Source organism: Streptomyces sp. NPDC059567, from assembly GCF_042735655.1.
GTDB lineage: Bacteria > Actinomycetota > Actinomycetes > Streptomycetales > Streptomycetaceae > Streptomyces.
Window position 1 is genome coordinate 132,518 of sequence record NZ_JBHWBS010000005.1, and the last position, 12,025, is coordinate 144,542.

Below are 12,025 nucleotides of genomic sequence, written 5' to 3' on the forward strand. Positions count from 1 at the left end.
CGTAGCGCAACAGGGGGTACCGGGTTACAACTGAGTTGATTCCGTAGGCTCGGGACATGACTCCTGACCCGGCGCCGGCCCTTGAACCCGGACGGCAGATCCTCACCCTCGACGAGCTCTCCCCCGAACAGGTCCAGGACGTCCTCGACCTGCTGGAGGCGGCCGACCGCACCGACGGAGTGCATGCCGTGTCCGAGCAGGGGCGGCTCTATCTGCGGCACGGCAGTCGCGAGGGCGTACGGCACTTCCTGCTCACCGTCGGATCGCACCTCTACGGCTACGCCCAGCTGGAGGACACCGATCCCGTGGAGGCCCCGGCCGCGGAGCTGGTCGTCCACCCCTCGCACCGCGGCCGCGGGCACGGGCGGGCGCTGGGGGCGGCGCTGCTCGCCGCCTCGGGCAAGCGGCTGCGGGTCTGGGCGCACGGCGGGAAGTCGGCGGCCCGGCATCTGGCCCAGGTACTCGGACTGACCCTCTTCCGCGAACTGCGCCAGCTGCGCCGCCCGTTGGTGCCGCTCGACATCCCCGAGCCGGTGCTGCCCGAGGGCGTCACGGTCCGTACGTTCATGCCCGGCCAGGACGATACGGCGTGGCTCGCCGTGAACGCGGCCGCCTTCGCCCACCACCCCGAGCAGGGCTCGCTCACCCAGCGGGACCTGGACGACCGCATGGCCGAGCCGTGGTTCGACCCGAAGGGCTTCTTCCTCGCGGAGAAGGACGGGCGCCTGATCGGCTTCCACTGGACGAAGACGCATGCCGAGGAGCAGCTCGGCGAGGTGTACGTGGTCGGGATCCTGCCCGAGGCCCAGGGCAGCGGCCTCGGCAAGGCGCTCACGGCGATCGGGCTGCGGCACCTGGCGGCCCAGGCACTGCCGACGGCGATGCTCTACGTGGACGCGGACAACACGGCGGCGGTGACGGTGTACGAGCGGCTCGGCTTCGTCACCCACGAGGTGGACCTGATGTACCGCACGGAGTCCTGAACACCCCGTGAGAAGGGGGCGGTTGACACCGCCCCCTTCTTTGCACCACCCTTTCACTACTTGATTAGTGAAAGGGTGGTGAAAGGGAACGTGCTCGAGTACCGGATCGACCGGCGCAGCGGAGTCGCCACCTACCTCCAGATCGTCCAGCAGACCAAACAGGCCCTGCGCATGGGCGTCCTGGAGCCCGGCGACCGACTGCCCACCGCACGCGAGGTCGTCGAAGCCACGGCCATCAACCCGAACACCGTGCTCAAGGCCTACCGCGAACTGGAGCGCGAAGGACTCGTCGAGGCCCGCCGCGGACTCGGCACCTTCGTCCGCGCGACGCTCGGCACCGGCCCCGCCGACTCGCCCCTGCGGGGCGAACTCGCCGACTGGGCACGCCGGGCCAGGGAGTCGGGCCTGGAGCGCGAGGACGTGGCCGCGCTCTTCACATCCGTACTGAAGGAATCTTTCGAGGGGGACGCATGACCAGCGGAACGGCCCTGAGCACCGAGGGCCTCGGCAAGCGGTACGGCAGACGGCGGCCCGGGTGGGCCCTGAGGGACTGCTCGTTCAGCCTCCCCGCCGGCCGCGTCTGCGCCGTCGTCGGCCCGAACGGCGCCGGCAAGTCCACCCTCCTCGCCCTCACCGCGGGACTCCTGCGGCCCACCGAGGGCTCCGTCCAGGCACCCGCCCGCGAGCACCTCGCGTACGTCGCCCAGGACAAGCCGCTCTACCCGCAGCTCACGATCGACGAGACCCTGCGGATGGGCCGCGAGCTCAACCCCGACCGCTGGGACGGAGCCGTCGCCGAGCGGATCACCGCCGACCTCGACCCCACCGCGCGCGTCCGCAGCCTCTCCGGTGGCCAGCGCACCCGCGTCGCCCTCGCGCTCGCGCTCGGCAAGCGACCGGACCTCCTGCTCCTGGACGAGCCGATGGCCGACCTCGATCCGCTCGCCCGACACGAACTCATGGGCGTCCTGATGGCCGACGCCGCGGAACGCGGCACGACGGTCGTCATGTCCTCGCACATCCTCGGTGAGCTGGAGGGCGCCTGCGACCACCTCCTCCTCGTCGACGGAGGCCGGATCCGCCTCGACGGCGCCATCGACGACCTCCTGGCCGCCCACGCCCTGCTCCGAGGCCCGATCGCCGACCTCGCCCCGCACCGGGTGGTCGAATCCCGCACGACGGGACGCCAACTCACCGCGCTCATCCGGCGAGAGGGTCCGGTCGAAGGGCCCTGGGAGGCGACGGCCCCGTCCCTCGAAGACCTCCTCCTCGCCCACCTCCGCACCTCCCGCACCACCCCCGAAGGAGCCTCCGCATGAGCGCCGTCACGTTGAAGGGCCCCTCCTGGGTGACGGTCCGCCAGCACCGGCGGGCCCTCTGGGCGGCGGGGGCCGCGACGGCCCTGTCCCTCGCCGTCCTCGCGGGGCTGCGGCTGTGGGACGCCTCCGTCCCGGACACGTACGTGGAGGACGGCTACAGCATCCCCTCCGACGACAGCCGCGCGTTCGGCATCCTGCGCCTGGCCATGGAGTACGCCGGCACCGGCATGGTCCTCCTGCCCCTCCTCGTCGGGGCCTTCGTCGCGGGCCCGCTGATCGCCCGCGAGCTGGAGAGCGGAACGTACCGGCTCGCGCTCACCCAGTCCGTCGCCCCCACACAGTGGCTCCGCGCGAAGCTCCTCACCGCGGGCGCCGCCGCGCTCGCGGTCACCCTCGCCCTCATGGCGATCTACCGGATCGGCTGGGGCCGGGTCTCGGGCACCTGGCAGCTGCACTGGTCGGACCGCGGCCCGTACGAGGCGACCGGAACCGTCCTCGTCGCGTACGTGCTGCTCGCCGTCGCCGTGGGCGCGCTCCTCGGGCAGCTGATCCGCCGCACCATCGTCGCGATGGCCGCGACCGGCCTGGTCACCGGCCTGGTCCTCGCCACGCTCGGCACGCTGCGCTGGGACTTCCTGTCCGTCCAGACGCTCACCGGACCGATCAGCTCGCAGGCGGGACCCCTCCCCGTCCCTGCCGACGGGCTGATGATGGACATGGGCCTGCTCGCAGGGGACGGGCGCCGCATCGCCGAATGGTCCTGCTACGACCCGCAGAGCGCCGACACCTGCTACGCCAGCAAGGGCATCACCGGCCAGTACGTCGACTACCACCCCTACGCCCACTTCTGGCCCACCCAGCTCATCGAGACCGGCATCGTCCTCGCCGTCGCCGCCCTCGCCCTCTTCGCCGCCTTCCGCGTCCTGCGCGCCCGGCACCCGTAACGTAAGGATCGAGCCACCGAAATCAGGTCGGGGGGGGGGGGGGGGGGGCCCCCCCCCCGCCCCCGCCCCCGCCCCCCCCCCGGCCGCCCCCCCCCCCCCCCCCCCCCCCCCCCCCCCCCCCTTAACGTTAGGATCGACCCACCGAAATCCGGGGGGGGGGGCCCTGACGGCCCCGCCCCCGATTCCCGCCCACGTCGCCCACGAGTGAACCCACCACCCCGCCCCGCCGACGACGCCCCCGGCACAGGTAGCCCACGGACGCCCGCCCACGTCGCCCACGAGTGAACCCACCACCCCGCCCCGCCGACGACGCCCCCGGCACAGGTAGCCCACGGACGCCCGCACGTCATGTCGTCGTTACCGGCCATTCAGACGCGCTTGCGACGCTCACGCAATGAAGCCCGCCGTGCCTCCTCTCGCCAAGAGGCTCCCCAAAGGGAGACTTCCCGCGCCCACGGCCCGCTCCGACGCGCCCGACCACCCCTTCGCGCGGAAGAATGGGGCCATGAGCCAGCAGCCCGCCGAGGTCCCGGTCCAGTCCACCGCCAAGCCGTCCAAGCGGACGTCCAAGCAGGCGTCCAAGCAGACGCCCCAGCGCGACGGCGAGCCGACCACACAGCCGTCCGTCGGATCCATAGCCGCACACCGCCCCCACACGGTCAGCACCGGCCCCGCGACGGACCTCGAGCCCGATCTGGACGCCGATCTCGACGCGTACGAGGACGACGACGCCGAGGGCGAACTCCCCCAGGGACGCTTCCTCGACCGCGAGCGCAGTTGGCTCGCGTTCAACGAAAGGGTCCTCGAACTGGCCGAGGACCCCACCACGCCCCTCCTCGAACGGGCTAACTTCCTCGCCATCTTCGCGTCCAACCTCGACGAGTTCTTCATGGTGCGCGTCGCCGGCCTCAAGCGCCGCATCGCCACCGGCGTCGCCACGCGCTCCGCCTCCGGGCTGCAGCCCCGCGAGGTCCTGGAGCTGATCTGGACCCGCTCGCGCGAACTCATGGCCCGGCATGCCGCCTGCTACCAGCAGGACGTCGCCCCCGCCCTCGCCGACGAGGGCATCCACCTGATCCGCTGGCCCGAGCTCACCGAGAAGGAGCAGGCCCGCCTCTTCACCCTGTTCCGGCAGCAGATCTTCCCGGTCCTCACCCCGCTCGCCGTGGACCCCGCGCACCCCTTCCCGTACATCTCCGGCCTCTCCCTGAACCTGGCCGTGGTCGTACGCAATCCGGTCAGCGGCCACCGCCACTTCGCCCGCGTCAAGGTGCCCCCGCTGCTCTCCCGCTTCCTGGAGGCCTCCCCCGAGCGGTACGTCCCGCTGGAGGACGTCATCGCCGCGCACCTGGAGGAGCTCTTCCCCGGCATGGAGGTGCTGGCCCACCACATGTTCCGGGTGACCCGGAACGAGGACCTGGAGGTCGAGGAGGACGACGCCGAGAACCTGCTCCAGGCCCTGGAGAAGGAGCTGCTGCGCCGCCGCTTCGGCCCGCCGGTCCGCCTGGAGGTCGAGGAGTCCATCGACCCGTACGTCCTCGACCTGCTCGTCCGCGAGCTCAAGGTCTCCGACGCCGAGGTCTACCCGCTGCCCGGCCCGCTCGACCTCACCGGCCTCTTCGGCATCGCCTCCCTCGACCGGCCCGAGCTGAAGTACCCCAAGTTCGTCGCCGGCACCCACCGGGACCTCGCCGAGGTCGAATCCGCCTCCGCGCCCGACATCTTCATGGCGCTGCGCGAGCGGGACGTGCTGCTGCACCACCCGTACGACTCCTTCTCCACCTCCGTCCAGGCCTTCCTGGAACAGGCCGCCGCCGACCCGGACGTCCTCGCGATCAAGCAGACGCTGTACCGGACCTCCGGCAAGTCGCCGATCGTCGACGCGCTGATCGACGCCGCCGAGTCCGGCAAGCAGGTCCTCGTCCTCGTCGAGATCAAGGCCCGCTTCGACGAGCAGGCCAACATCAAGTGGGCGCGGAAGCTGGAGGAGGCCGGCTGCCACGTCGTCTACGGGCTCGTCGGCCTGAAGACGCACTGCAAGCTGTCACTGGTCGTCCGCCAGGAGGGCGAGACCCTGCGCCGCTACTCGCACGTCGGCACCGGCAACTACCATCCGAAGACCGCCCGGCTCTACGAGGACCTCGGCCTGCTCACCGCCGACCCGCAGGTCGGCGCGGACCTCTCCGACCTGTTCAACCGGCTCTCCGGCTACTCCCGCCGCGAGACCTACCGCCGGCTGCTCACCGCCCCGAAGTCCCTGCGCGACGGGCTGGTATCCCGGATCCACAAGGAGATCGCCCACCACCGCGCGGGCCGCCCCGCGTACGTCCGGATCAAGGTCAACTCGATGGTCGACGAGGCGATCATCGACGCCTGCTACCGGGCCTCGCAGGCGGGCGTCCCGGTCGACATCTGGGTCCGCGGCATCTGCGCGATCCGCCCCGGTGTCGCCGGCCTCTCCGAGAACATCCGGGTCCGCTCGATCCTCGGCCGCTTCCTGGAGCACTCCCGGATCTTCGCCTTCGGCAACGGCGGCGAGCCCGAGGTCTGGCTGGGCAGCGCCGACATGATGCACCGCAACCTGGACCGGCGGATCGAGGCCCTGGTCCGGGTCTCCGACCCGGCCCACCGGGCGGCCCTGACCCGGCTCCTGGAGACCGGAATGTCCGACACCACCTCCTCCTGGCACCTCGGCCCGGACGGGAACTGGACGCGGCACGCGACCGACCCGGAGGGCCAGCCGCTGCGGCACGTCCAGGAGATGCTCATCGACGCGCGGAGGCGCCGGCGTGCACAACCCTGACCACCATTCCGTCTCCACGGGCGTCACGGCGGGAGAGGTCCTCTCCCCCTACCTCCAGGCGCGGGCCGGAGACTTCCTGCGCGGACTGCGCCTGCACACCGAGAGCGGCGCGGACACGACGGGCTCGGAGGAGGCCGCCCGGTCCCTCCGGGCGGCCGCCCGCCGCATCAGCGGGACCCTGCACACCTTCCGGCCGCTCCTCGACGCCGCCTGGGCCGACCAGCTGCGCACGGAGCTCGCCTGGCTGTCGGGAACGCTCGCCCTGGAGCACGCCTGCACCTCCCGGCTCGTCCGGCTGGTGGACGCGCTGTCCCGCCTGTCGAGCGGCGGCGGGCCGGTGCCCGCCGCGCGGGGCGTCACCGACGGGCCGGGGCTCACGGTCGGTGCCGCCCGCGCGGGCGCCCTGCTCGAACGCCAGCTCACCCTGGCCCGTACGCGGGCCCACTCGGCGGCCCTCCAGGCGCTGGGCTCCTCCCGCTTCCACGCGGTCGCGGACGCCGTCGCGCTCCTCGCCTCCGAGGTACCGCTGGGGCCCGCGGGGGCGGCCCCGGCGATCGAGGTCCTCGACGCGCCGGCCACCGTCGTCGAGCGCCGGCTCGCGGAGGCCGTCGCCGGTCTGCCGCTGGCCCGCGCGGCCCACCCGTACAACGCGGACGCCCTCGCGCTCGCGGCCGGCGAGGTCCAGGACGCGCCCTGGCACCAGACCCGGCTCCTGCTACGCCTCCACCGGTACGCCTGCGAGGTCCTGCACGGCACCGACCCGGACCCGGTCCTCTACGAGTCCGGCCGCGCCCTCGACCGGCACCGCGACGCCTCCGAGGCCGCCACCGCGGCCGCCACGGCGGCCCGCACCCCCCGGATCGCCCCGGCCACCGCGTACGCCCTCGGCGTCCTCCACGCGGACCAACGCCACGAGGTCGAGGCCGCCAGGTACGCCTTCCAGCGCGCCTGGCAACGCACGACGGCGCCGGTCCCGTGATCCTCGCGGCGGGGTGCGTCCTGTGGCGCCCCGCTCCGTCGGGCCAGGGCATCGAGATCGCCCTGGTCCACCGGCCCAAGTACGGAGACTGGTCACACCCGAAGGGCAAGCTGAAGCGCGGCGAGACCATCGAGGAGTGCGCGGTCCGAGAGGTACGGGAGGAAACCGGCCACTCCTGCGCCCTGGGCCCGCGTCTCCCCACGGCCCGCTACCTGGCGAACGGCCGCCCGAAGGTGGTCACGTACTGGTCGGCCCGCGCGCTCGGGGGCGCTTTCACGCCGAGCACGGAGGTCGACCGCATGGCCTGGCTCCCCCCGGAAGAGGCCCGGGCCCGCCTGACGCAGCCGCGGGACCGCGACCTCCTGGACGCGATGCTGACGTTGACGAGCTGACCCCGCCGACGACGACCCCGCCGATGCCGAGAACAGCCTCGCGACGGGGTCACCGCGGCGCCCGCCGAAGGGCCCCGCACCGCGCCTTCCGGCACGGTTCACTTCCCGTTCACTCTCCCCCGTCGGCCGCTTCACCTGATCTGCCTAATTTCGGCCGTACAAGGTGCACAAGCACAGCGCTGCACCCACAACCCCGACACACGCCGCCGTAAACGTTCAGGACACCCGGTCCACGGCAGGCGGCTTCTGGAAGGAACACCCGAAAGTGAAGCTTTCGCGCATGAACGGGCTTCGCGCCTCCGCGATCGGTGCCCTCGTCGTGTCCGGCGCCCTCGTCCTGTCGGCGTGTGGTTCGGACAACAACAGCGGCGCCACCCCGAACGGGGACAAGACCTCCGCCGCCGCGTCGAACATCAAGTGCGAGGGCGCCAAGGGCCAGCTCCTCGCCGCGGGCTCCTCCGCGCAGAAGAACGCCATGGACCTCTGGGTCAAGAACTTCCAGGCCGCCTGCGACGGTGTCGAGGTCAACTACCAGGCCATCGGCTCCGGCGGCGGTATCACCAAGTTCAACCAGGGCCAGGTCGCCTTCGCGGGCTCCGACTCCGCCCTGAAGGAGGAAGAGGTCGCCGAGTCGGCGAAGATCTGCAAGACCGGCAAGGGCGTCAACCTGCCCATGGTCGGTGGCCCCATCGCCATCGGCTACAAGCTGGACGGCGTGGACAACCTGGTCCTGGACGCCCCCACCATCGCCAAGATCTTCAACACCGACATCAAGAAGTGGAACGACCCGGCGATCGCCAAGCTGAACCCGGGCGTCAAGCTGCCGGACAGCAACATCCAGGCGTTCCACCGCTCCGACGAGTCGGGCACCACCCAGAACCTGGGCAAGTACCTCTCCACCGCCGCCCCGGCCGAGTGGAAGCACGACCCGAAGTCGAAGTCGTGGCCCGCCCCGGGTGGCCAGGCCGCCAACGGCTCCTCCGGTGTCGCCACCGCGGTCAAGGACGCCGAGGGCTCCATCGGCTACTTCGAGCTCTCCTACGCGACCGCCAACAAGATCTCCACGGTCTCCGTCAACACCGGTGCCGCCGCTCCGGTCGCCGCGACCACGGAGAACGCCTCGAAGGCCATCGCCGCCGCCAAGGTCAAGGGCACGGGCAGCGACATGGCCCTCTCCCTCGACTACGCGACCAAGGCCGAGGGCGCCTACCCGCTCGTCCTGGTCACCTACCAGATCGCCTGCGACAAGGGGAACAAGGCGGAGACCCTGCCGACCCTGAAGGCGTTCCTGAACTACGCGATCAGCGAGGACGGCCAGAAGGTCCTGTCCGACGCCGGTTACGCCCCGATGCCGGCCGAGATCGCGACCAAGGTCCGCGAGATCGTCCCCACCCTGTCCTGATCCCCGGCCGGGTCCGGTCCGTCAGCCACCACCGACGGACCGGCCCCGGCATCCGGTGCACCGCCGCCAGGAGCCCGTACAGCCGTACGACTCCGCAGACCGGAGAGTCAGAATGGTTACGACAACCACACCACCCATAGAAAAGGGCCGGCGCGCCAAGGGCGCCGCCCGTCCCGGAGACCGGGTCTTCCTCGGTCTGTCCCGCGGATCCGGCATCACGCTCCTCGTGATCATGGCCGCGATCGCGGGCTTCCTCACCTACCGCGCGATCCTCGCGATCTCGCAGGACTCCACGAACTTCTTCACCACCTTCGAGTGGAACCCGGCCGGCAGCCCGCCCGTCTTCGGCATCGCCGTCCTGGCGTTCGGCACGGTCGTCTCGTCGATCATCGCCATGGTCATCGCCGTGCCGGTCGCGATCGGCATCGCGCTGTTCATCTCGCACTACGCCCCGCGCAAGCTGGCCAAGCCGCTCGCGTACGTGGTCGACCTGCTCGCCGCCGTGCCCAGCATCATCTACGGCCTCTGGGGCGCGATCTTCCTGGTCCCGTACCTGGACGGCCTCAACAAGTGGCTCGACGAGTACTTCGGCTGGACCTACATCTTCGACAAGGCCAGCGACGGCGTCGCCCGCAACATGTTCACCGTGGGCATCCTGCTGGCGATCATGATCCTGCCGATCATCACCAACGTGACCCGCGAGGTCTTCCTCCAGGTCCCGAAGATGCACGAAGAGGCCGCCCTCGCCCTCGGCGCCACGCGCTGGGAGGTCATCCGGATGTCGGTCCTCCCCTTCGGCCGCTCCGGCATCATCTCCGCCTCGATGCTGGGCCTCGGCCGTGCGCTCGGCGAGACGATGGCCGTGGCCGTCGTGCTCTCGCCCAGCTTCGTCCTCTCGGGCCACCTGCTCGACCCGGGCGGCGGCACCTTCGCCCAGAACATCGCTGCGAAGTTCAACGAGGCCAACGAGTTCGGCCGTGACGCGCTGATCGCCTCCGGCCTGGTCCTCTTCGTCATCACCCTGCTGGTCAACGGCGCGGCCCGGTGGATCATCGCCCGCCGCAAGGAGTACTCGGGGGCCAACGCATGAGCCACGCCATACAGGACCGTCCGCCCGTGAAGAGCGTCGTCACCCACGACCCGCTCAAGCACGCCCGGCTCCCCCGCTGGACCCCGTTCGCCATCGCCATAGGGTCGATCGCCGCCGCCGTCGGCCTCGGTCTCGCGGCCGGCTGGCACAGCCGCATCCAGTGGGGCCTGATCGCCGCGCTGTTCTTCGTCCTCGCGACGTACGCGATCACCACCAAGGTCGAGGGCTCCCGCCAGGCCAAGGACCGGGTCGCGACCAGCCTCGTCTGGGTCTGCTTCATCCTGGCCGTGGTCCCGCTGCTCTCCCTCGCGTGGGTCACCGTCAGCAAGGGCATGGAAGTCCTCGACCCGTACTTCCTCAGCCACTCGATGAACGGCGTCCTCGACGCCGAGGCCGGCGGCGGTGTCTACCACGCGCTGCTCGGCACCATCGAGCAGGTCCTCATCGCGACCCTGATCGCCGCGCCGATCGGCCTGCTGACCGCGGTCTACCTCGTCGAGTACGGCGGCGGGAAGCTCGCCCAGGCCGTCACCTTCTTCGTCGACGTCATGACGGGCATCCCGTCGATCGTCGCGGGCCTCTTCATCCTCGCCACCTGGAATCTGATGCTGGGCTTCGGGCCCTCCGGATTCGCCGGCGCGATGGCCCTCGCGATCCTGATGATGCCGGTCGTGGTCCGCTCCACCGAGGAGATGCTCAAGCTCGTCCCGAACGAGCTGCGCGAGGCCTCCCTCGCACTCGGCATCCCGAAGTGGCGCACGATCCTGAAGGTGGTCCTGCCCACCGCGATCGGCGGCATCACCACGGGCGTCATGCTCGCGGTCGCCCGCATCACCGGTGAGACGGCCCCCGTCCTGCTCCTCGTGTTCGGTACGAAGCTCATCAACCCGAACCCCTTCGAAGGCGCCCAGTCCTCCCTGCCGCTCTACGTGTACGAGCAGTACGCGGTCGGCACCGACGCAGCCGTGTCCCGTGCCTGGGCCGCAGCGCTCGTCCTGATCGCCTTCGTCATGATCCTCAACCTGGTGGCCCGCGGCATCGCCCGCTGGAAGGCCCCGAAGACCGGCCGCTGACCGCGGTCACTCTGGAAGTGAATTGATATGGCCAAGCGAATCGACGTCAGCGGCCTCTCCGCCTACTACGGCGCCCACAAGGCGATCGACGACATCTCCATGACCGTCGAGCCCCGCTCGGTGACGGCCTTCATCGGCCCCTCCGGCTGTGGCAAGTCCACGTTCCTGCGCACCCTGAACCGTATGCACGAGGTCACCCCCGGTGGCCGCGTCGAGGGCAAGGTGATGCTGGACGACGAGAACCTGTACGGCTCCCACGTCGACCCGGTCGCGGTGCGCCGCACGGTCGGCATGGTGTTCCAGCGCCCGAACCCGTTCCCGACGATGTCGATCTTCGACAACGTGGCGGCGGGCCTGCGGCTGAACGGCTCGTACAAGAAGTCCCAGCTCAACGACATCGTCGAGCGCTCCCTCAAGGGCGCGAACCTCTGGAACGAGGTCAAGGACCGCCTGAACAAGCCGGGCTCCGGCCTCTCCGGCGGTCAGCAGCAGCGACTGTGCATCGCCCGCGCGATCGCGGTCGAGCCGGACGTCCTGCTCATGGACGAGCCCTGCTCGGCCCTGGACCCGATCTCGACGCTGGCGATCGAGGACCTGATCGGCGAGCTGAAGGAGCGCTTCACGATCGTCATCGTGACGCACAACATGCAGCAGGCCGCCCGCGTCTCGGACCGCACGGCGTTCTTCAACCTCTCGGCCGTGGGCCAGCCCGGCAAGCTGATCGAGCTGGACGACACCGAGCGCATCTTCTCCAACCCGAGCGTCCAGGCGACCGAGGACTACATCTCCGGCCGCTTCGGATAGCCCACAGACCATGCGGCTCCGCCGCGTGGCGTCCTGCGGTGCTGCATGGCGGTGCCACCGCAGACGAAAGGGCCCCGCGACCCCGCCAGGGGGGCCGGGGCGCCCCATTTGGTAGGGCGGGTTTGGGGCTAGGTGGGGCGGGGTGGGCGCAACCCCCGGCCCCGCGGCCCCGCGGGGGCCGCCCCCCCCCCGCCCGCGCGGCCGCCGCCGCCCCCCGGGCCCCCCCCCCCCCCCCC

At 71.3% G+C, this 12,025-nt stretch carries 11 protein-coding genes; all 11 read left to right on the forward strand.

All coding sequences use genetic code 11. From position 1 onward, the window contains the following. Positions 1-56: 56 nt before the first annotated feature. The gene (gene mshD, locus ACFVZW_RS04755; RefSeq protein ID WP_384516708.1) at positions 57-983 is read left to right on the forward strand and encodes a mycothiol synthase; all 927 of its coding nucleotides are present in this window, start codon (positions 57-59) and stop codon (positions 981-983) included. A 90-nt stretch (positions 984-1,073) separates the two neighbouring features. Next, complete coding sequence (locus ACFVZW_RS04760) at positions 1,074-1,457, forward strand: GntR family transcriptional regulator (protein WP_384516711.1); 384 nt, start codon at positions 1,074-1,076, stop codon at positions 1,455-1,457. After that, complete coding sequence (locus ACFVZW_RS04765; protein WP_384516714.1) at positions 1,454-2,302, forward strand: ABC transporter ATP-binding protein; 849 nt, start codon at positions 1,454-1,456, stop codon at positions 2,300-2,302. The genes ACFVZW_RS04760 and ACFVZW_RS04765 overlap by 4 nt, the downstream gene beginning before the upstream one ends. After that, positions 2,299-3,246, forward strand: a complete 948-nt coding sequence (locus tag ACFVZW_RS04770; RefSeq protein WP_384516716.1) for an ABC transporter permease — start codon at positions 2,299-2,301, stop codon at positions 3,244-3,246. The genes ACFVZW_RS04765 and ACFVZW_RS04770 overlap by 4 nt, the downstream gene beginning before the upstream one ends. A gap of 505 nt (positions 3,247-3,751) precedes the next feature. Beyond that, positions 3,752-6,049, forward strand: a complete 2,298-nt coding sequence (locus tag ACFVZW_RS04775) for an RNA degradosome polyphosphate kinase (RefSeq protein ID WP_384516719.1) — start codon at positions 3,752-3,754, stop codon at positions 6,047-6,049. Further along, the gene (locus ACFVZW_RS04780; RefSeq protein WP_384516721.1) at positions 6,036-7,028 is read left to right on the forward strand and encodes a CHAD domain-containing protein; all 993 of its coding nucleotides are present in this window, start codon (positions 6,036-6,038) and stop codon (positions 7,026-7,028) included. The genes ACFVZW_RS04775 and ACFVZW_RS04780 overlap by 14 nt, the downstream gene beginning before the upstream one ends. Further along, on the forward strand, positions 7,025-7,420 hold the full coding sequence (locus ACFVZW_RS04785) for an NUDIX hydrolase (protein ID WP_384516723.1): 396 nt from the start codon (positions 7,025-7,027) through the stop codon (positions 7,418-7,420). The genes ACFVZW_RS04780 and ACFVZW_RS04785 overlap by 4 nt, the downstream gene beginning before the upstream one ends. A gap of 265 nt (positions 7,421-7,685) precedes the next feature. Further along, positions 7,686-8,822, forward strand: a complete 1,137-nt coding sequence (gene pstS / locus ACFVZW_RS04790) for a phosphate ABC transporter substrate-binding protein PstS (protein ID WP_384516726.1) — start codon at positions 7,686-7,688, stop codon at positions 8,820-8,822. A gap of 112 nt (positions 8,823-8,934) precedes the next feature. Then, entirely contained in the window at positions 8,935-9,912 is a 978-nt protein-coding gene (gene pstC / locus ACFVZW_RS04795) for a phosphate ABC transporter permease subunit PstC (protein ID WP_384516729.1), read from the forward strand. Then, positions 9,909-10,985, forward strand: a complete 1,077-nt coding sequence (pstA, locus tag ACFVZW_RS04800; protein WP_384516732.1) for a phosphate ABC transporter permease PstA — start codon at positions 9,909-9,911, stop codon at positions 10,983-10,985. The genes pstC and pstA overlap by 4 nt, the downstream gene beginning before the upstream one ends. A gap of 27 nt (positions 10,986-11,012) precedes the next feature. Then, positions 11,013-11,789, forward strand: coding sequence for a phosphate ABC transporter ATP-binding protein PstB (gene pstB, locus ACFVZW_RS04805; protein WP_329118039.1), 777 nt, complete (start codon positions 11,013-11,015; stop codon positions 11,787-11,789). The last annotated feature ends 236 nt before the right edge of the window (positions 11,790-12,025 follow it).

What these genes read in the sequence shown, in the direction of transcription:
- mshD (WP_384516708.1), top strand. Translation starts at nt 57, where the DNA reads ATGACTCCTGACCCGGCGCCGGCCCTTGAACCCGGACGGCAGATCCTC.
- ACFVZW_RS04765 (WP_384516714.1), top strand. Translation starts at nt 1,454, where the DNA reads ATGACCAGCGGAACGGCCCTGAGCACCGAGGGCCTCGGCAAGCGGTAC.
- ACFVZW_RS04770 (WP_384516716.1), top strand. Translation starts at nt 2,299, where the DNA reads ATGAGCGCCGTCACGTTGAAGGGCCCCTCCTGGGTGACGGTCCGCCAG.
- ACFVZW_RS04775 (WP_384516719.1), top strand. Translation starts at nt 3,752, where the DNA reads ATGAGCCAGCAGCCCGCCGAGGTCCCGGTCCAGTCCACCGCCAAGCCG.
- pstC (WP_384516729.1), top strand. Translation starts at nt 8,935, where the DNA reads ATGGTTACGACAACCACACCACCCATAGAAAAGGGCCGGCGCGCCAAG.
- pstA (WP_384516732.1), top strand. Translation starts at nt 9,909, where the DNA reads ATGAGCCACGCCATACAGGACCGTCCGCCCGTGAAGAGCGTCGTCACC.
- pstB (WP_329118039.1), top strand. Translation starts at nt 11,013, where the DNA reads ATGGCCAAGCGAATCGACGTCAGCGGCCTCTCCGCCTACTACGGCGCC.